Annotated in this window: 21 protein-coding genes; 18 read left to right on the forward strand and 3 right to left on the reverse strand. The window is 48.8% G+C overall.

Translation table 11 applies throughout. The annotated features are described in order from the left end of the window. From AC0YN3_RS27305 to AC0YN3_RS27355, 11 genes are all read left to right on the forward strand, one after another. Entirely contained in the window at nt 1-969 is a 969-nt protein-coding gene (locus AC0YN3_RS27305; protein WP_475778067.1) for an XkdQ/YqbQ family protein, read from the forward strand. Continuing rightward, nucleotides 969-1,271, forward strand: a complete 303-nt coding sequence (locus AC0YN3_RS27310; RefSeq protein ID WP_475778068.1) for a DUF2577 domain-containing protein — start codon at nt 969-971, stop codon at nt 1,269-1,271. Before AC0YN3_RS27305 ends, AC0YN3_RS27310 begins: the two co-directional genes overlap by 1 nt. Next, the gene (locus AC0YN3_RS27315; protein WP_475778069.1) at nt 1,268-1,669 is read left to right on the forward strand and encodes a DUF2634 domain-containing protein; all 402 of its coding nucleotides are present in this window, start codon (nt 1,268-1,270) and stop codon (nt 1,667-1,669) included. The genes AC0YN3_RS27310 and AC0YN3_RS27315 overlap by 4 nt, the downstream gene beginning before the upstream one ends. Beyond that, entirely contained in the window at nt 1,662-2,699 is a 1,038-nt protein-coding gene (locus AC0YN3_RS27320; RefSeq protein ID WP_475778070.1) for a baseplate J/gp47 family protein, read from the forward strand. The genes AC0YN3_RS27315 and AC0YN3_RS27320 overlap by 8 nt, the downstream gene beginning before the upstream one ends. A gap of 3 nt (nt 2,700-2,702) precedes the next feature. Beyond that, nucleotides 2,703-3,320 (forward strand): putative phage tail protein, encoded by a 618-nt coding sequence (locus tag AC0YN3_RS27325; protein WP_475778071.1) that lies wholly within the window; start codon nt 2,703-2,705, stop codon nt 3,318-3,320. 28 nt (nt 3,321-3,348) lie between these two features. Next, on the forward strand, nt 3,349-4,440 hold the full coding sequence (locus AC0YN3_RS27330; RefSeq protein ID WP_475778072.1) for a hypothetical protein: 1,092 nt from the start codon (nt 3,349-3,351) through the stop codon (nt 4,438-4,440). A gap of 3 nt (nt 4,441-4,443) precedes the next feature. Continuing rightward, the gene (locus AC0YN3_RS27335) at nt 4,444-5,670 is read left to right on the forward strand and encodes an SMP-30/gluconolactonase/LRE family protein (protein ID WP_475778073.1); all 1,227 of its coding nucleotides are present in this window, start codon (nt 4,444-4,446) and stop codon (nt 5,668-5,670) included. Nucleotides 5,671-5,735: 65 nt separating this feature from the next. Further along, nucleotides 5,736-6,221, forward strand: a complete 486-nt coding sequence (locus AC0YN3_RS27340; RefSeq protein WP_475778074.1) for a phage holin family protein — start codon at nt 5,736-5,738, stop codon at nt 6,219-6,221. Then, nucleotides 6,208-6,900, forward strand: coding sequence for a peptidoglycan recognition protein family protein (locus AC0YN3_RS27345; RefSeq protein ID WP_475778075.1), 693 nt, complete (start codon nt 6,208-6,210; stop codon nt 6,898-6,900). The genes AC0YN3_RS27340 and AC0YN3_RS27345 overlap by 14 nt, the downstream gene beginning before the upstream one ends. 97 nt (nt 6,901-6,997) lie before the next feature. Continuing rightward, nucleotides 6,998-7,156 carry a hypothetical protein gene (locus AC0YN3_RS27350; RefSeq protein WP_183562566.1) on the forward strand — a complete coding sequence of 53 codons (159 nt, stop codon included), beginning with the start codon at nt 6,998-7,000 and terminating at the stop codon, nt 7,154-7,156. A gap of 269 nt (nt 7,157-7,425) precedes the next feature. After that, nucleotides 7,426-7,593 carry a hypothetical protein gene (locus AC0YN3_RS27355; protein ID WP_171056382.1) on the forward strand — a complete coding sequence of 56 codons (168 nt, stop codon included), beginning with the start codon at nt 7,426-7,428 and terminating at the stop codon, nt 7,591-7,593. Between the two features lie 103 nt (nt 7,594-7,696). Here the strand turns inward: AC0YN3_RS27355 and AC0YN3_RS27360 are convergent, their stop codons facing one another. From AC0YN3_RS27360 to AC0YN3_RS27370, 3 genes are all read right to left on the reverse strand, one after another. Beyond that, a complete protein-coding gene (locus AC0YN3_RS27360; protein ID WP_475778076.1) occupies nt 7,697-8,161 on the reverse strand; it encodes a RidA family protein in 465 nt (154 codons plus the stop codon). A 68-nt stretch (nt 8,162-8,229) separates the two neighbouring features. Next, nucleotides 8,230-9,363 (reverse strand): alanine racemase, encoded by a 1,134-nt coding sequence (locus tag AC0YN3_RS27365; RefSeq protein WP_475778077.1) that lies wholly within the window; start codon nt 9,361-9,363, stop codon nt 8,230-8,232. After that, complete coding sequence (locus tag AC0YN3_RS27370; protein ID WP_475778097.1) at nt 9,360-10,019, reverse strand: helix-turn-helix transcriptional regulator; 660 nt, start codon at nt 10,017-10,019, stop codon at nt 9,360-9,362. Before AC0YN3_RS27370 ends, AC0YN3_RS27365 begins: the two co-directional genes overlap by 4 nt. Nucleotides 10,020-10,319: 300 nt before the next feature. On the opposite strand from AC0YN3_RS27370, the gene AC0YN3_RS27375 reads away from it, so the two are divergent. From AC0YN3_RS27375 to AC0YN3_RS27405, 7 genes are all read left to right on the forward strand, one after another. Further along, nucleotides 10,320-11,411 (forward strand): CobW family GTP-binding protein, encoded by a 1,092-nt coding sequence (locus AC0YN3_RS27375; RefSeq protein ID WP_475778078.1) that lies wholly within the window; start codon nt 10,320-10,322, stop codon nt 11,409-11,411. Between the two features lie 118 nt (nt 11,412-11,529). After that, nucleotides 11,530-12,063 carry a hypothetical protein gene (locus AC0YN3_RS27380; protein ID WP_475778079.1) on the forward strand — a complete coding sequence of 178 codons (534 nt, stop codon included), beginning with the start codon at nt 11,530-11,532 and terminating at the stop codon, nt 12,061-12,063. Between the two features lie 360 nt (nt 12,064-12,423). Next, complete coding sequence (locus AC0YN3_RS27385; RefSeq protein ID WP_475778080.1) at nt 12,424-14,913, forward strand: EAL domain-containing protein; 2,490 nt, start codon at nt 12,424-12,426, stop codon at nt 14,911-14,913. A gap of 158 nt (nt 14,914-15,071) precedes the next feature. After that, nucleotides 15,072-15,599, forward strand: a complete 528-nt coding sequence (locus AC0YN3_RS27390; protein WP_475778081.1) for a sigma-70 family RNA polymerase sigma factor — start codon at nt 15,072-15,074, stop codon at nt 15,597-15,599. 37 nt (nt 15,600-15,636) lie between these two features. Next, nucleotides 15,637-16,821: a hypothetical protein gene (locus tag AC0YN3_RS27395; protein WP_475778082.1), complete on the forward strand. Its 1,185-nt coding sequence runs from the start codon at nt 15,637-15,639 to the stop codon at nt 16,819-16,821. Then, entirely contained in the window at nt 16,818-17,771 is a 954-nt protein-coding gene (locus AC0YN3_RS27400; RefSeq protein ID WP_475778083.1) for an ABC transporter ATP-binding protein, read from the forward strand. Before AC0YN3_RS27395 ends, AC0YN3_RS27400 begins: the two co-directional genes overlap by 4 nt. Next, nucleotides 17,768-18,637 (forward strand): ABC transporter permease subunit, encoded by an 870-nt coding sequence (locus AC0YN3_RS27405; RefSeq protein WP_475778084.1) that lies wholly within the window; start codon nt 17,768-17,770, stop codon nt 18,635-18,637. The genes AC0YN3_RS27400 and AC0YN3_RS27405 overlap by 4 nt, the downstream gene beginning before the upstream one ends. The last annotated feature ends 224 nt before the right edge of the window (nt 18,638-18,861 follow it).

The following is an 18,861-nucleotide window of genomic DNA, read 5'->3' on the forward strand; positions in this document are numbered from 1 at the left end:
ATGCTGGAAATATTGATTGATAACCGCAATGGAAAGGTTTGGGATATCACCAGCCTAGTACCATCCCTCACATACAAGACGAAACGGATCGGGGCGGCATCGAGCCTTGATTTGACGTTTATTAAAGGGAGCTTGTTCCAAAGCGCTTTGTTTGAAGTGAACAACGGTGATATCGTCACGCTTCGCAAGGATGGATTGGCAGTCTTTTATGGCTACATCTTCGAGATTAATTCTGGCAGGGACGAGAGCGTGTCCATCAAAGCCTATGATCAGCTTCGGTATTTGCTTACGAATGATACTTATGTCTTTAGGGACGTAACCGCAGGGCAAGTCGTAAAGCAAATCGCAGATGATTACGAACTGAAGACGGGGCTGCTTGCCGATACGGAATATAAAATTCCGTCGATGATCGAGGATAATCAGAAGCTGATGGATATCATATGCAAGGCTCTTGATTTGACGTTAGTCCATAAAGGCGGAAGCTTTATGCTATTTGATGATTTCGGCAAGCTTTCCGTTCGGAACATCCAGGACATGAAGGTTGATTTTGTCATCGGTAATTATAGTCTTCTATATGATTATGGGCTAAAGCGTTCGATTGACGGAGAAACGTATAACAGAATCAAGATGTATCAGGACAATAAGGTAACAGGTAAGCGAGATATTCACATCATACAGGACAGCGCGAATATCGCGAAGTGGGGACGTTTGCAATTGTATAAGCAGGCAGACGAGAAAATGAATGAAGCACAGATTAGAGAGCAGCTTGGCCAGCTCATGACTTTGAAAAACCGTGAGAGCCGCAGCATCAGCATTGATGCGATCGGTGATCTGCGGGTGAGGGCGGGCAGCTATGTACCGATCATTATTGAAGAGCTGGATATCAATCAGTATTTTCTCGTTGATGAGTGTACGCATAAATTCGACGCGGATATACACACGATGAAACTGGAATTGAGGGTGATTTAATGGCATTGTTGGACACAATCAAAAAAGCAGGCGCAGCGGCTCATACCGCCGGCAATCCGATGGCTGTGATGGTCGGAAAAGTAACGAAAACAAATCCTCTGGAGGTAAACGTGGATCAACGTTTTACCTTATCGGAGGATTTTTTAATTGTTCCTGAAAGTCTTATGCGATTTGAGACCACGCTGCTTTCTACGGAGAAGCTGCTGATTCGGAGCGGCCTTGAAGCAGGTGATACCGTGCTCATGCTCCGGGTGCAAGGCGGGCAGCAATTTGTGATGCTGGACAAGGTGGTTAAGCCATGATTCCCCAAGGAGCAAGATTGACGGATGCTGTGGAGAATGCGCGCGCCGAGACAAGCGTGACTTATAAGTTGGATTGGATGAACAATCGGATTGTTGGCATGACCGACAGCCTAGATGCGGTAAAACAAGCGGTGTTTAAAATTTTGCAAACAGAACGCTATGATTTTTTTATTTATAGCTCGGATTACGGAGCTGAGCTGCAGGGACTGATTGGCGAGGCTCCGTCCTTTGTACGCTCCGAGATGGAGCGGAGAATTCGGGAGGCTATCATGCAGGATGAACGCGTGAGCGGCGTGACGGATTTTCAGTTCGAAGTCACTGAGGATTTCGCAAGCATTCGGTTTACCGTTGACTCGGAATTCGGAAGCTTTGGAGAGGAGGTCATGGAGCGTGTATGAACAGATGACTTATAGTCACTTGCTGCAGCAAATGCTAGATCGGGTGACAGGCGACGTGGACAAGCGGGAGGGGAGCATTATTTATGATGCGCTTGCTCCTGCAGCCGCAGCGTTATCGGAGCTTTATGCCGAGCTCGATGTAAGCATGAATTTAGCATTTGCAGATACCTCGAGCGGAGAGTATTTGAGCAGAAGAACTGCTGATTTCGGCATTATCAGACAAGCAGCTACGCGTGCGAAGCGGCTGGGGAAATTTTATGGAGCGGGCGGAGCGGCTTTCGACGTGCCTATCGGAAGCCGCTATTCGCTGAGCATGGTCAATTTTATCGTAAGAGATAGAGTGAGCATCGGTACATTCGTGCTTGAAAGCGAGCTTGAAGGAGCAGTAGGGAATCAGCAATTCGGTGATATGCTCCCGATTGATTATATCAGTTCACTTTCTCGAGCGGAGCTTTCTGAAGTGCTCGTGCCCGGCGAAGATGAAGAATCGGATGAACAGCTGCGAGCCCGATTTTTGGCGGAGGTGCAAAATCCGGGAACAAGCGGCAATGTGTCAGACTATATGAGGTGGACGATGTCGGTTGCAGGCGTAGGCGGAGCGCGTGTAATGCCGCTTTGGGATGGTCCTGGTACGGTAAAGGTCGTTATCGTAAATGCAGACAAGCAGCCTGCAAGCGTATTGCTGCAGCAATCAGTACTTGCCTATTTGAACGAACATAGACCCATCGGAGCAGAGGTTTCGGTCGTTTCTGCTTCTAGCGTACCCATTCATATTGAAGCAAAGGTAACGCTTGCTGCAGGTTTTACGATCCAACAGATCAATGAGACATTTACGAACGCAGTGCGCGTTTATTTAGAAGATACGGCTTTCCAAATCAACTATGTTAGCGTCGCGAAGCTGGGAACTCTGCTTCTTGGTATTCCTGGCGTTATTGATTATGACGGGCTTTTGCTAAATGGCGGAGGCGCCAATGTTGGCTTGGAAATTGATGAAGTGCCTGTTGCAGGGCTAGTGGAGCTGGAGGTGTAGGATGTGACATTCGGTTTAACGTTAAGTGGGACTCAAGCGCACGTGGAAGAGAATGAAGGTGATGAGGAATCTATCCAAGTGGAAATCGATTTAATGAGCTATTTGCCAGCTTATTATCACCAAGTGCTGGAGATGCTCATGATTCAAGGACGTCTTGGTGAAGAGATTGGGAAGCAATCGACTGCGTCTGAGGACACTTTGGATCAATATTTTGTTGAATCCTCAAGCTGGGGATTAGATCGCTGGGAAAAAATGATGGGCTTGTCCAGTGACTCCTCTTTGCCGTATGTCCGTCGACGCGAGAGCGTGATCGCCAAATTACGAGGTGCTGGTACGACGACGAAAGTCAAAGTTATTCAAACAGCCATGGCTTTTTCGGGTGGAGAAGTGAACGTTGTGGAATATCCTGCGGAAAGCCGGTTTGAGGTTGTATTTGTAGGAACGAAAGGTATTCCGCCAAACATGTCAGGATTTATTCAAATGCTGGAGGATGTTAAACCGGCTCATTTGGCTTACAGCTTGAAATACACCTATTCGGTATGGGAGCAGATAAAAGAATTATCTTGGAATTTAGCCAAAAGCAAGACATGGAGCGAACTAAGAGTTTACGAGGGAGTGTGACCATATGCTAACGACTGGGAATTTAGGATTGAAAAAGCCGGAAGGCACGGATGTTGTCGATATTATGGATTTTAACGCTAACGCAGATATTTTGGACACGGCAGTCGCCGGTAAGGTAGATAAGGAAGCCGGTAAGCAGTTATCGACGAATGATTTTACTACTGCTGAGAAGGCGAAATTAGCAGGTGTGGCTGCGGGCGCGAACGCTTATGTGCATCCTGCGGGTGATGGTAATTTGCATGTGCCACTAACTGGAACGACGAGCCAGGGTAAGGTGTTAAAAGCGGGATCTTCCGCAGGCAGCGCTGCTTGGGGCGTCGTAGATTGGAGTGAAGTGGGGAATAAGCCGGCAACGATAGCCCCTTCCGTTCATACGCATAGCGCTAGCGATATTAGTGCGGGTACGCTTGCAGCAGCAAGATTGCCTGCATTGACAGGAGAAGTAATAGCCGCGGAAGGCACGGCTGTTACCGCGATTGCTTCCGGGGCAGTGACTGATATCAAGCTAGGTAACCGCACTGTTAATGATGCAATTGCGCTGGGAACGACTGATTCGGACACTCCGTCCAATCTTTTCTCAAGAATTGGGGCTATGATTAGGGCCATAACAGGGAAAGCAGACTGGTATACGGCTCCTGTGAAAACGATAGAGCAGCTAAATTCGGAAAAAGCTCCTTTGGCATCTCCGATCCTTACTGGCGTGCCTATAGCTCCGACAGCTGCGGTTGGTACGAATACGACTCAACTTGCTACAACTGCTTTTGTAAAAACGTCAACAGATGGATTAGGTATTTCAAGAAAAGCACAATTAGATGGATTATTGATATCCACTAATTTGGAAACGACAATATTAACATTTTCTCCGGTATCAAAAGGGAATTTTTTAATAGGAGTATATTTACGAGTTTTGTCAGCTGCTACCCTTACAATCAAGATAACCTATGCGGATTTAACCGGAGCCCAATCGACAATATTATTAAACGCTCAAGCTACTAATTCGGGTAGTTATAGTCTGCTACCATGCTATATTAATGCAGTTACTGGAACCGCAATAGCCATTAAAATAACATCTAGCGCTTCAAATCAAGTAGAAGCTTCAGCTTCAATAATGGGGGTTTAGCCAATGGCACAAATTCTAGTTCCGGGAACTGCCAACGCAGCAGATGTGTTAGTGGGTAAGAAATTTTCCGCAGGTTTGCTTTATGATGCTGGCGGTGTAATGCCAAATAGGATTGGCGTTACTTCAGCTTCGAGTACTGCACAAGACGGGATGGGGACTTTATATGTTCGTCCGGTATCCGGATACTATCCATCTGGTTCAGAAATTGCGTTAACTGACCCTGATTTTATATCAAAAAATATTAAGAATGGAGAAACCTTATTTGGTCTCACGGGTACCGCTAGAACAGTTTCAAGTAATTATTCAGGTGTAATATTTACTCAAACATCGATTAAAAATTATTTAAGTTATAGACCCGATCATAGCAATTTTGCATGCACCAGCTATGATGCATCCATTGTTTATTATATGTGGGGTGGGAAGGCATATATGTATACGCCAACAAGTGGAATTAATGAGATTCCGAATATGATCCCTCAAAACACATCTGCAATTTGTACAAATGCCGATGGGGATTTTTTCTATGCATATTGTATGTATAATGGGGTTCCTGTTATTTTTCTACGTAGAAATAGTTCCGGTGGGACAACTTCTTGGAATGTTCCTGATTGGGGAGGAACTGATAACGGTTCAGGAGGAATTTCCTGTACTGCCGATGGTAGATACGTTTTCACGACTAATTGCCAAAGAACAAAAATATATCGCTTAGATGTAGTGGCAGGCACATGGTTGGTTATATCTGCAACCTTCACTAACATAATCTTGAATGCAATTAAGTGCAGCGGCGATGGTCGTTACGTTTACGATTCTCAATATTCTGCTCCAGGTACTATATATGTAACCGATACAAGTAATGGAAACGTTCGAACTATTTTCTATCAAGCACCTGCTGGTTATGACTTAATAGACTATGATGTTGCTAAGGACAATCAGAACGCCGCGTTTACAATACAAAATACCGGTCTTGATAAATTGTATTACGCTTTTGTAAATGGAGTTGCAACCAAGTATAACAGTTTCTCAGCAACGACGATTCGTACAAGTAAAATATCAGCAAATGGGTTAAGGTGGCTCGGTTACGATAAATTTAGAGATGCAAATGGAAATGTGCAAAGTACAAATACGGCATATGTTATCGGGTTAAGCAATGATTTATCAACTTATATTGATGTTTTATGGAATGGAAGTACAAATTATGTAGATGGTCTTCGAACCAATATAATAATTTGATCATAAAAGATAATTATTTAGGGATTTAAGTGATTTCATTTCATGCTCATGAAAGGAGAAGACATATGCTCAAACAAATTTTCTCCATCGATATAACCCCAACCAAAACGCTAGCGGCAGGCGTAGGAGCGGCAGCCGCCCCATGGATTGACTTTATTTACGGCGAAGGTCGGTTAATTCCCATCACACTATTAGCTGCTGCAATCGTAATGGACTGGATCACCGGCATCGCAGCGTCGTTAAGAGACGAAACCTACAGCTCCGAGTATGGCCGTCATGGCATTTTGCGAACCGTATTTTTACTCGCTTTTCCTTTTCTAGCAAACTTGTTGGATATGATGCTAGGAACGCCGGGGCTTTTGTTTTATGCGATTACGTTAGGTTTGGTCTATCATATCTGGCAGTCGCTTACGGCCAATGCCTACCGGGCAGGCTGGGAGAAATGGATACCGGATATGGTCATCAAGCATATTGAAAGCGAGTTAAAGGCAAAAGTAGAACGAGCGATTCAGCGAGGGGCAGACGAGGAGGGGGGGAGTGGGAATCGATAATTACAAGATGGATCATATTCCGAAAAATACTTCATTTAACCGTCGCCCAGGCATATTGATGCTTCCCCAATCCATCACCATCCACAACACAGGCAACCCGGCTAGCACGGCAAAAAACGAAAGAGCGTGGCTCACCAATCTTTCCAATAACCGGACTGCATCCTATCATATCGTTGTGGACGAGCACGAGGCTATTGAATGTCTTCCGCTTAATGAACACGCATGGCATGCTGGCGACGGAAACGGTATGGCAAGCGGTAATCGAACGTCGGTCGGCATTGAGTTATGTGAGAGCGGGGACTACGCGAAAACGATAAATAATGCCGTTGAACTCATTGCAAAACTGCTGAATATATACGGCTGGGACACGGAACGGCTTTATCGCCATTATGATTGGAGCGGGAAGACTTGCCCGCGATTAATGTACGACAGCGGGAAGTGGACAGGATGGTTTGCTTTTAAAAGCAAGGTGACGGAGCGCATGCAAATGCAAAATAGCCATAGTAAAACAGATTTGGTACTCTCCAGCAGTGAGCACCGGGTTCTAGTGGACACGTTGACTCGTTTCACGGATCAAAAGCTGATCCAAGATGCAAGGTGGAAAGAGAAAGCGGAGCAAGGCGAATTAACGCTTTCGGAGCTTGCATGGTTGAATACGATCCTCCTTTCGCGAAAATGACGCTCATTAGGCATCTGCTCATTTCCGCCAAAAGCCCATACGCTTTTGTCCTGAAATCATAGGATACTGTGTAAGTTAACAAAAAGGAGATGGCCAAATGAGCTATGGAGTAGCAGGAGCAAATGTAGGTCCAGGACACTGCGCACCTTACCCGGTTGCAGGCGTAGGCAATAACTGCGGCGGTGGGTTCTCGAACATTGGATTTATCCTCGTTCTGTTTATCCTACTTGTCATAATTTCTCGTTCTTGGTTGTAATCAACAAATCATTACCGCAACAATAAACCTCTAAAAACGTTATCCCATTATCTGAAAGCATAAATAACCGCCCCAAGCGCATCAGTGCTTGGGGCGGTTATAGTGTTGCGTGCGTCTCGACCAGCCAATTTCTTCAGGCCGCTTTCATTGATCCCAAAAAGGTGTGGGCGGGACCGGAAAATGAGCAAGAGCACATTTTGTTTAATCGCCTATACGTTTTCCTCTGAAAATCATAGGATACTGTACCTTAACAAAAAGGAGATGAACAAATGAGCTATGGAGTAGCAGGTGCAAACGTAGGTCCAGGACACTGTGGCCCCGTTTACCCGGTTGCAGGCGCAAATTGCGGTCCTGTAGTTGGCGGAGCATTCTCAAGTCTGGGAGTTATTCTGGTCCTCTTCATTCTGCTTGTCATTATTTCCCGCGCTTGGTGCTAGGAAAAAAAGCTTACTTGTAAATCGGCATGATGGTGTTTCCACTAATTGAAATAGCATAAATGCCCCCAAGTGCCTGAGCCTTGGGGGTTTTGCATGCCAGCAGCTATTCGCGAACCTCGGCGATAAGCTCGATCTCAACCGGCGTATGGAACGGAAGATCGCTAGTTCCGATTGCTGAGCGGGCGTGGCGACCGTTCTCGCCGAATACTTCAATCAACAGATCGGATGCGCCGTTCAGTACGTAAGGCTGATCGCCAAAGCCGGGAGCGCTGTTGATGAAGCCGAGAATTTTAACGATTTTGACGACGCGGTCGAGGTCGCCAAGATGCGTTTTCATTGCTGCAAGCAAGTTGATGACAACCTGGCGCGCAGCTTCTTGACCTTGTTCAATGGTGAGATCGGAACCAATTTTACCCTCGTACATAAGCACGCCGTCAATCCGGCAATCAAACCCCGAGGTATAGATGAGATTGCCAGTCTGGTTAACCGGGAGATAAGAAAATTTAGGTTTAGTCGTTTCCGGCAGGATGATGCCAAGCTCGGCAAGACGTTTCTCGATCAAAGACATAATGAAAACAGCTCCTTATAGTTTGAATGGGTAAATATAAAGCCTGTGCCGTGTCCGCCACCTATGTGTTATTCAAGCATGCCGCGCGCCGCTACAGGTGCTTTGCGCAGCTGTCCGGATGATTCCTCGACGTAGACGAAGCTGTGTAAGTTAATCGTGCTGCAGATATGGTTTGGAATAATTCGGATGACGTCGCCGACCTCATAGGCGGAATCTGGCGATACCCGTATCATGCCATGCTCTTCGTTCATCCGCTCCAGCACGGCATTCGAATCGTTAACGATGTGGCCGAAGCCCTTCAAATACAAAGGGGCATTGCCTGGCTGTACGTCAGTGGCGAAGGTTTTGCTGCCGCCGTCGATGACGATCAGGTCGTCCGCGGGACGGCTCACAACAGTGGCAAGTACGGTGCCTGCGCATTGCTCCAGCGTACTGATGCCGAACGCGGCCTGCATTCGGTCTTGATAGATATAGGTGCCGGGTCGCACCTCCGTTACGCCTTCGATCTCTGCTGCAAATACGGCTGTCGGCGAGGAGCCGACGCTCACGTCTTGGATATGGACGCCGGCAGTCCGAATGGCAGTGGCCGCCGCCGCCATCAATCGGCCTTCCTCGTGTCCGGCTCCTCGGACATCGAGCGTTGAAGTGCCGTTTAGCAAAGCACCTCGATAAGTGAAGATTCCGCTTAGCTTAACGCCGGGAAGCACGGAAATCTGCTTGGCAGCGGCCACCGCTTTCCCTATGGCGACTCCAGTCCGCTGCAAGCCAGTATCCAGCTCAAGCCTTACCTCCAGCTCAATGCCCTCTCGCACGGCAGTCTCGGAAATGCGCAGCGCACCTTCAAGGCTGTCTACGCCGATAATAAGGCGCACGCCGGACTTGCTTAGCTTAGCCGCACGCTCCAGCTTGGAGAGAGCAATTAGCGGATAAGCGACGAATATATCACGGATTCCTGCACTCGCCATAACTTCGGCCTCGGAAATTTTGGCAACGGTAATGCCTACGGCACCCGCGGCGAGCTGCCGAGCGGCCATTTCCGGCAGCTTATGGGTTTTGGCATGAGGCCGCAGCTTTACGCCGCGGCTCGCCACAGCTTCCGCCATTCTTGCAACGTTGGCATCGACAATTGCACGGTTGACGATGACGCAAGGCGTTTCTACCTCGCGCCCGTTGTACAAAGGAATAGCCAGCAGTTTGCTCACTCGAACGCACCTCCTTCGATTTCAGCCCCCTTTGATTCCTCCAAATAGCTATACAACGTAAACTTGGAAATACTTAAATAGCTGCAAATCTTCTCGCCGGACTTCTTAATGAGGAAAGCTCCTTTTTGGTCGAGCAGCTGGATTATTTTAATTTTCTCATCTTTGCTCATCGCTGCCGGAGGTTTGCCGACCGTCTCCTGCGCTTCCTGGATGAGCGTATCAAGCAGATCGTTCACATTGCTAACGAACGATTCGCGGATCGGTTGTAGGCCGCTTGCCGTAAGGGATTGCAGCGTTTTCTCGGCCACCATCAGATCGGTAATGTCGAAATTGATGCACAGCGCGCCGATGACCGTGCCGGCATTGTTTTTTACATACATGGAGGTCGAGCGGAGAATCCGCCCGTCCTTCGTTTGCGTCACGTAGTTATGGCGGTTGTCGCCTTCAGACGTTCCGCGCATGATTTCCAGACCGAGATTCGTGCCGGGATCGCCCACTTTGCGCCCTGTGACATGCCCGTTCTCGATCGCGACGATCGTGCTGTCAACGGGCTTTGACCAGTCATGCACGACAACCTCGCAGTTGTCGCCGAACTGGGCGGTTATGCCTTTGGCCATCTCTGTGAAAAATAGCATTTCTTGCGATATCGATTCCACCTTGGGATCACTCTCCAGTTCGCCTTGCAGTCTTATTGCACACATGGTACTATGACTCGCCCAAGAAATCAAACAAAAAATCTGTTAACCTAAAAAAAAGTATGATAGGATGTTTTTAAACTTTTTAAGCTGGGACGCGTACGGTATGCAGTTAATTGTGCGTAGAGGAGCGCGAAGTCGTATTATAATAGAAGTGGAGCATACGACCCCTGTATTTAAAAGATGAAAGAGCGTAACTATTACGATATAATAGGAGCAATTATGATTTTCTCAAAATACAGACATACAGGAGACTTTGCGATGACGAAGCATGAAAAGCATATACCGATCCATTTGTTGTCAGGCTTTCTTGGGAGCGGGAAGACGACGCTGCTTAGACGTTTGCTTGATTATTATACGGCACAGGGCAAAAAGCCGGCTGTAATCATGAATGAGCTTGGCGATATTAATCTTGACGGTCAGCTGGTAGGCGACGAGGTGCCGATGGCCGAGATGCTAAGCGGGTGCATATGCTGCACGATGCGCGGCGATCTTGGGGTAGAGATCAGCATGCTCGTCAAGGAACATCAGCCGGACGTCATATTTATTGAATCAACGGGAGCGGCGAATCCCATGGAGACGCTGGACGGGGTAACGGAAGCAGCCATGTACCAAGCCATTGATCTGCGAAGCGTCGTTACGGTCGTAGACGGGCCCGAGCTGCTTGCCCGAAGCAGGGACGGCAAAGGCCGCACGTTCAAGCTCATGCTGGATCAAATACGCTGTGCGACTGTGTTGCTTCTCAACAAAGTAGATAGGCTGGAGCCGGAGCAGCTTGTTGAAGCCCAGCAGCAGCTCCGGGATCTTAACGCTCATGCGCAGATCATCGCGACCGTTCGCTGCGCCATCGACGATTGGAGCTGGCTGGATGCGGCCGAGCATAGCTCAGCCGCGCCAAGCAACCATGCGGTTGAGGGCATAACCATTAACGAGGGAACTGCTTGCTCGGTTAATGGATGTACGGCTGACCACCATCATGATGATCATTATGGCCACCACGATGAGAACCATCATGACCATCATCATGCCAAACAGCACCATTCGCATGACCATGTCATGGTCGTGACGCATTATTGGCAGAAACCAGTGAATAGCGAAGCCTTTGAGGCTTTGCTCCAGCGGCTGCCTGCAAACATCTATCGGGCCAAAGGCATCGTGACATTCACGGATGCGCCTAGCCGTTTTCTATTCCAGTACGCCTATAAGGAATCCGATTTTATGAGAATTGATCCGCAGGGCCATGTCAACGACGTAGCTGTATTTATCGGGGAACATTTCTCCAAGGAGTGGCTGCTGAACGAGCTGAAGCAGCTTGAGCTGGAAGCTGGTTCTGAACCTAGCGAGCTTCTGTAGTAATCTGTCGAAATGTGTTGCATTCATGTCTATCCGCGTGCTTGCTTGGGCAAAATAATCCAGAGGGGACTTCCGCAGTCCTTGCATCACGATTGCAATGGAAAGGTGTGGCTGCAGTATGTTTAAAAAATGGTTCATTCCAATTGTGTCGCTGGCTGTTCTGTTTTCGGCCGCTCCCGTTTGGGCTGCAAAGTCGCTAACGGCTTTGCCGACTGGATTATTGATGGCTCAGCATCCCAAAGAATCCGATATGGATCAGGAGCATAAGCATGGCAAAGGGAAAATGACGCGCAAGGACTTTGAAGCTTATCGGCTGGAGAAGCTGAAGGAAATAGCAACCTACTTCGGCATACAAGCCGAAGGTAAAACCGCCGAGCAGCTGAAGAAGGAAGTCGAGGCAGCGAAGATTGCCAATAAGGACAAATGGGAAGCCTTTAAGGCAGAGCATCAAGCCAAGAGGCTTGAGCATTTGCGCGATATTGCCAAAGAGCATGGCATCCAAACGGAGGGCAAGACGTCTGACCAGCTGCGCGAGGAGCTTTACAAGCTGCATGGCGGCAAAGGAAAACGTCCGCACCGCCTTGAGGACCATGAACGCGGGAACCAAGAGAATAACGAAAAGCAGCAGAAGGACAAGCAAAGTCAAGTATAAGCCGATTTGCATCGCGTTATAGCTTACGTTTTGGCGGTGAATACTAAGCGTCAGTTAAAGGGGCTAGCCAACAGGCAAGGCCTCTTTTTCCTGTGCCGATTCACATGCTTGAACAGGGAAACAGAAATCGAAAATTACAGTGGAATAAATTACCTCATAATTTGAAATGGAATCGGTTCAGAGGACTCTTGTTAAATCGAAATATGGGGGATTTAGTAGTTTTATGTCGAAATATATAGGGTAAATATCCTAATTTTTCATTGTGTTTGCTCCGAATTGTCAAGTATACTAGAACCACATCATAAATTGGCAAATTTCGTCGATTTTGCTTTCTCAGACAACAAGGGGCTGACATATATTATGAGGAAGATTAGGCTAAGCATTGCACAGAAACTAATATATTCATTTGGCCTTCTTGTACTTCTCTCGTTCGGACTTCTGGTATCCGCCCACCTCTTTAAGCTATATCACTCCAATCTTCGCGAAAGCGAGCTTCAAGCACAAACAGAATCAATGGCTTATATTTATCCTTTCGCTAGAACGATGGATCAAACGACGACTATGCTCGAAACGCTCGAAGCCTGCTTGCTCGAGCTCAAGAAGAATCAGTCCCACAATCGGGAAAATGCGATAACCTTGCTGAAGGAGGTTCTTGCGGATAATCCTGAGCTGCTAGGCGTATACACGTTATGGGAGCCGAACGCCTTCGATGGCAATGACGCTTATAATAGAAATAAGAACAGCTATGATGACGCAACGGGCCGTTTTATTCCTTATGTCGTCCGTGAGAATGAATCGATAAACGTATTCGCAACAGAACATTACGAGGATAAAGAAAAGGGAGTGTTCTATCAGCTTCCCAAAGTGACGAAGTCATTCACTCTTTTAGAGCCGTATCCCTATGAGATTAACGGACAGTCGACATGGATGACATCGCTCGTACTGCCGCTGCTGGACGAGCAAGGCCGGTTTTTAGGCATCGTGGGGGCAGATATCTCGCTGGCTTCGCTGCAGAAGCAAATCGAAAAGTTTCATCCCCTCGGCGGCTACGCCACTATTGTTACGACGGAGAACCGTTATTTGACGAATGGAAGAAGTGCTTCGCTCATTAATACGCCTTATCAGCTCTGGTCGACTGGCGATGAGCTTGAAGCGATGAAGGGAACGTCATCGCGTATCGCCTATACGTCCGACCGGGTAGAGAGCGGAACGGTGCTGCGCATGTTTTATCCGATTCTTATCCACAATGTGCTTTGGCATATCGAGACCGTCATACCCAAGAAAAACATGCTGTCCAATTTTTATAGCAGCCTATGGGAGTCTGTTTTAATTACAAGCGTTGCGCTGCTCTTTATGGCAGCGGCCATGGCGTTCCTCGTTCGCAAAATCATTTTGGTCAATATCCAGAAGGTGGTGCAGGCAACCTCGGCATTCGCGGCCGGGAGCGGAGAGCAGCAGCTGAACATACATACGAATGACGAGTTTGAGTTTATGGCGCTCCATTTCAATCATATGCTGAAGCAGCGCAAGGAAGCCGAGCAGGTCATCGAGTACCAATCAACCCATGATTTATTGACCGGCTTGCCTAACCGCTACGCCTATCACTGCTATATGGATGAGCAATCGGCCAAAAGCCGGCATCAAGACGGCCATTACGCACTGCTTTTCATTGATCTCGACCGCTTCAAAATGATTAACGATACGCTCGATCATGCGATGGGAGACCAGCTGCTCGTGCAGATGGCTGATCGAATTGTGCAGGCGGTCGGCGCATCAGGCCGCGTATTCCGTTTTGGCGGGGATGAGTATATCGCACTGCTGGAGGACGTACCGCACCTGCACTTAGCAGCGCATACGGCCGATGCGATATTGAAGACGGTATCAGCGCCGATTCAGTTGAAGGACCGTATGTTCTACATCACGGCGAGCATCGGAATCAGCATACAGCATGAATGGACGCCAGCTGCGGCAGATCGGCTCATTAAAGAAGCCGATATCGCGATGTATGTAGCGAAGAAAGAACATAATACGAGCAAGGTATACACGGCATCTATGAATGACGTGACGAAGCGGGAGCAGCTGCTCGAGAGCTCCATGTCACAAGCGCTGGAGCTAGGGCAGTTCATGCTTTATTATCAGCCCAAAGTAGAGGTTGCGTCCGGCCGGATTTATGGGGCAGAGGCATTGATCCGCTGGAGCCATCCGGAGCTCGGCATGGTTTCACCGCTGGATTTCATCCCGATCGCCGAGAAGACGGGATTCATTATTCCTCTAGGTGAATGGGTGCTTTCTACGGCCTGCCAACAGATGAAGGAATGGGAACGAATGGGGCTGCCGCAGCTCTCAGTGAGCGTGAACATGTCGATGATTCAGTTTCAGCAGAAGCAAATCGTTCATACGATCGAGCGCATCCTAGCGGAAGCAGGCGTTCGGCCGGAACAGCTTGAGCTGGAAATTACCGAGTCGATATTCATGGACAACGCCGAGCATACCCTCATTATCCTGCACGAGCTTAATCAGCTTGGCGTCAAGCTGTCGCTTGATGATTTCGGTACCGGGTACTCTTCGCTCAGCTACCTGCAGAACATCCCGCTGCATACGCTGAAGCTGGACAAATCATTCATTAGCGGCATCGTTGACGATTTCAAAAAACAGATGATCTTCAAATCGGTCATCGTCATTGCCCATAATTTGAATTTAAACGTGGTAACGGAAGGCGTGGAAACGCAGGAAGAGCTGGATATCATTTGCGGACATCAATGCGACGCCATACAAGGCTATATTTACAGCCCGCCAGTGCCAGCGGAAAGGTTCGCACAGATATATATGGAGCATAATAAAAATGGCTGATACGTCGCCGCCTCTCATTTCGAATGGGGGCGGTTTTTCTATGGATACAGGCTTGCAAATCGTTTGATAAAATAGTTTTAGGCGGAAGCTGTTACAAAATGCGCAAAAGCATCGTCTTCCTTATAGCTTGAGCACGAAAAGGTGAGGAGGTAAATGGAATGGAACATTCGGCGCCGGAATTGTTTCGCGAGCAATTTAATCAGCACTATCCTACGGTTAGGAGAAAACTGCTTGCTCTTATTCGCGATGAAGCAGCAGCCGAGGATCTTGCGCAGGAAACCTTTTTAAGGCTTTATCGCAATCCTCCAGACAACCCGGATGCAATTGGGGCGTGGCTTCATCGTGTATTAACGAGGCTTGCCTATGATTATATGGATAAGAAGGCGCGGGAACGCGCATTGAATCAGAAACAAGAGCAAAGCATGCTGGCAGAGCCGCAAGCGATGCTCTCAGGCGAGCAGCAAGCGCTCGACAAGGATGAGCAGGAGCGGCTTCGCGGCTGGCTGGACACGCTGCCCGAACGCGATAAGCAGATGCTGCTGCTCCGTTACGAAGGATATAGCTATGCCGAGATTGCGGAGCAGCTGCAATTGCGCCAGCCTCAGGTAGGAACCATGCTGCGAAGGGCAGGAGAGCGGCTGAAGCGGCATGCGCAGCATGCGGACAGCATTTATTCGCACGAGTAGCACGGCTAAGGTAAAAACCTTTTAGGAGGAGTGCAGAATGACAAGTAATGAAGATTTGAATAAGAAAGAGCAGGAACAGCTGTCTGCCGCATGGGCGCGGCTGGAGGGGAAATTGCAGCATGCGGAGCAGTCCCCGCTTTGGCAGCAATGGGAAGCACAGGCATCAAGCAGCGCTGCGGAGCATTCAAAGGAAACAATCCTCTTCCCGGCTCATGCCTCACGCGAGCCTCGTGCCGTGGGCGACGAAGCCAAGCTTCATTCTCAAACGAATAACGTACCGCTTGGAAGGGCGCATGCTTCTCGGAATGAATCGACTGGCAAGCCGAGTAGGAACGGAACGGTCAATCGCTGGCTGCGAAGAAATAAGGGGAAAACGGTCGCCGCATGCGCTGCCGCCTTTATTACGGTTATGATCGCGCTGCCGACGACGAATGAGGCGCTCGCTGCTTGGCTGAATACGTTCCGCATGGATAACGTGATGGTCGTCAACGAAAATGATTTGGAATCACTGATGCACAGTTTTGTTGGCGAAGGCGAGGCACTGGAGCAAAATAACCGGTTCGGCAGCTTCGAGAGGAAGTCAGAAGGCAGCTATGGCGCACTGACTGCCGAGCAAGCAGCTGAAAAGCTAGGTTTTCCGATCCCGGCGATTAACCTTTCGGAGGATCAGCAGATAGACATTTCCTCTACGGCAGCTCAAACATTTGTTTTCAGGCTGAACGTAGAAGAAATCAACGGAGCGATGAGACGCCTCGGGGCGGATAAGCTGCTACCCGAATCAGTGGACGGAAAGGCCATAACCTTTCAAATGGGGCAAGCGGTAAACATAGCTTACCGCCAGATGGAAGAAACAAATGCGAATCAAAGCGTGCACGTCTCCTATATGAAAGCGCCGAGCATTGATGTGGATTCGTCCGTCGGCGTGAAGGATGCGTATGAAGCGATTATTCGTTTCCCGGCGCTTCCCGAGCATTTGCGCAGCTCGCTTCAACAGGCTGTCAATCTGGAGAATGGCGAGCTTCCTATGCCGGTTATTTCGAATCAGGCAGCAGAAAAGATTTCCGTCAAAGGAGTTGACGTTTATTTGGAAGTGCCAAACGAAGGCCAAACCGGCATGAACGCCATATGGCTGCAGGACGGCTTGGTCACGAATGCGTACTTCATCGGCTATAAGGACAAACAGCAAATCGCCGCGATTGTGTCGGAGCTGATTCATCCATGAGCGGCATTGCGATCGAAACCAATCAGTTAACGAAGGATTACGGCGATGGCCGCGGCTGTCATGGCGTAACGTTAACCATTAGAGAAGGGGAAGCCTTTGGCTTCCTCGGACCTAACGGAGCGGGGAAAAGCACGATTGTCAAAATGCTGACGGGACTAATCAAACCAACCTCAGGCAAAGCTCAAATCTATGGCCATGCTTCCGGAACCATTGAAGCAAGGCGGAGATTAGGCTATTTGCCTGAGCTTTTTCGGTATCCGGATTGGTTGACCGGCGAAGAGGTGCTCGCTTTTCATGCGAAGCTGTGCGAGCTGGATAAGGCTGCGGCAAAGCGGCGGATTCACCTGCTGCTCGATGAAGTAGGCATCGGCAGCAGGGGGCGCGATCGGCTTAAGGGTTATTCGAAGGGGATGCAGCAGCGGCTTGGACTTGCATGCGCGCTTCTCGGCGATCCGGATATCGTATTTCTTGACGAGCCGGCTTCCGCGCTCGATCCCGTTGGCCGGTATGAGGTAAGGGAGCTGCTTGCCAGGCTGAGAGGGCAAGGCAAGACGATATTTTTGAATTCGCATTTGCTGGAGGATGTGGAGCAGCTGTGCGACAAGGTTGCCCTGCTTAATAATGGCGAAGTGTTATTGGAAGGCAAGGTCAGCGAGGTGCTCAGGCAGCAGTCGAATTGGCGATTGCGCGTTAATGGATATTCACCCGTTGCGGCTGAGCGGATTCACCTGATGCTGGGTACGGCCGCCGCTGTCTCGGAAACGGAAGCTGGAGACGGAACGGTATGGATTGAGCTCGAGCTGGAGGATGACGAGCAGATCGGATTGATCAATTATTTGCTAATCGAGCTGGGGATTACCATCTACGAGGTCGGGAAAACGCAGTCCAGGCTGGATGAGTGGTTCATGCAGGCGGTTACGGGCTTGGAGCATAGGGGGGAGCGCAGATGATCGCGGTTTGGGGATTAACATGGAAAGAGCTTATTCGCAAGCGCGTGACATTAATGACGCTCATTATGACGATCCTGTTTTGGATCGCTTATTGGTTTTTGGCGGGTGCGATTGCGGGCGGTGAAGTGCATGTGGTTACATCGCTGAGCCTGCTTGAGAATTTTACTCGCAGCGCGATGATTTTGACGTTCGGCTTTTTTTTCGGTGCGTTTGCTGTTGCGTTTCTTGCGATATTCAGCTCCGTCGCAGCGATTACGGGAGAGGCGGAGACCGGGGTGCTTCAGTCGGTGCTGGCGAGGCCGATCAAGCGATGGAAATGGTTTATGGGCAGATGGCTCGGGTTTGTTAGTTACGTTGCGATTTATGCGGGCTTGCTGTTTGGTTCACTTCATGTCATCTGCTGGATACATACCGGCGTCTTCTTTCGCATGGAAGCGCTGCTTCCATCGCTTGCTTTGTTTCTCGCTGTTATCCCGTTGCTTGTTTCCTTAACGATGGTTGGCTCCTGTTATATTAGTCCGCTAGGCAATGGGATTTGGATGACGATGCTGTACGGAATGGGCTGGCTCGGCAGCATGATTGGAAAGTTTACGACAACCGGGCGACTGCAAATAAACGGAATGGAAACGCTGGAGACGCTTACCGGTTTAATTAAGCTAGCGATGCCGGCAGATGCGCTACAGCAGCGGATGCTGAGCGAGTTATTCTCCATTTCGGAGCTTAGCGGGCTCTACGACTTGAACAGCGAGCTTAGCTATTTTTCGGTAAACGGGGCTGCATCCAATTCTTTATTAATATATAGTGCGGTATATGTAGCAGCGCTGCTGGCGGCGGGGCTGTTAATCATGCGGCGAAAAGATTTCTAAAGGTGACTGCCTCTCATAGGACGGAGGCAGTCTTATTTTATTGTTTAGGAAATTATGCAAAGCCAGTAGCTGTGAGCAAGCACACGTGCATGCATGAGGAGTCAAATTGGCGTAGCAGTGAGCATTGAAGGGTAGCTGTAAGCACCTATATGTTCTAACAGCAGTCAAGTAACCCTATTGAGTGGACTGTAAGCGCACTTGTGTTCTTATGGAGCCAAATTGGC

This window comes from Paenibacillus sp. J22R232, assembly GCF_056269165.1.

Coding starts and splice junctions, on each gene's coding strand:
- AC0YN3_RS27310 (WP_475778068.1), top strand. CDS start 969: ATGGCATTGTTGGACACAATCAAAAAAGCAGGCGCAGCGGCTCATACC.
- AC0YN3_RS27355 (WP_171056382.1), top strand. CDS start 7,426: ATGAGCTATGGAGTAGCAGGTGCAAACGTAGGTCCAGGACACTGTGGC.
- AC0YN3_RS27390 (WP_475778081.1), top strand. CDS start 15,072: ATGGAACATTCGGCGCCGGAATTGTTTCGCGAGCAATTTAATCAGCAC.
- AC0YN3_RS27350 (WP_183562566.1), top strand. CDS start 6,998: ATGAGCTATGGAGTAGCAGGAGCAAATGTAGGTCCAGGACACTGCGCA.
- AC0YN3_RS27315 (WP_475778069.1), top strand. CDS start 1,268: ATGATTCCCCAAGGAGCAAGATTGACGGATGCTGTGGAGAATGCGCGC.
- AC0YN3_RS27335 (WP_475778073.1), top strand. CDS start 4,444: ATGGCACAAATTCTAGTTCCGGGAACTGCCAACGCAGCAGATGTGTTA.
- AC0YN3_RS27360 (WP_475778076.1), bottom strand. CDS start 8,161: ATGTCTTTGATCGAGAAACGTCTTGCCGAGCTTGGCATCATCCTGCCG.
- AC0YN3_RS27395 (WP_475778082.1), top strand. CDS start 15,637: ATGACAAGTAATGAAGATTTGAATAAGAAAGAGCAGGAACAGCTGTCT.
- AC0YN3_RS27385 (WP_475778080.1), top strand. CDS start 12,424: ATGAGGAAGATTAGGCTAAGCATTGCACAGAAACTAATATATTCATTT.
- AC0YN3_RS27375 (WP_475778078.1), top strand. CDS start 10,320: ATGACGAAGCATGAAAAGCATATACCGATCCATTTGTTGTCAGGCTTT.
- AC0YN3_RS27405 (WP_475778084.1), top strand. CDS start 17,768: ATGATCGCGGTTTGGGGATTAACATGGAAAGAGCTTATTCGCAAGCGC.
- AC0YN3_RS27400 (WP_475778083.1), top strand. CDS start 16,818: ATGAGCGGCATTGCGATCGAAACCAATCAGTTAACGAAGGATTACGGC.
- AC0YN3_RS27380 (WP_475778079.1), top strand. CDS start 11,530: ATGTTTAAAAAATGGTTCATTCCAATTGTGTCGCTGGCTGTTCTGTTT.
- AC0YN3_RS27305 (WP_475778067.1), top strand. CDS start 1: ATGCTGGAAATATTGATTGATAACCGCAATGGAAAGGTTTGGGATATC.
- AC0YN3_RS27340 (WP_475778074.1), top strand. CDS start 5,736: ATGCTCAAACAAATTTTCTCCATCGATATAACCCCAACCAAAACGCTA.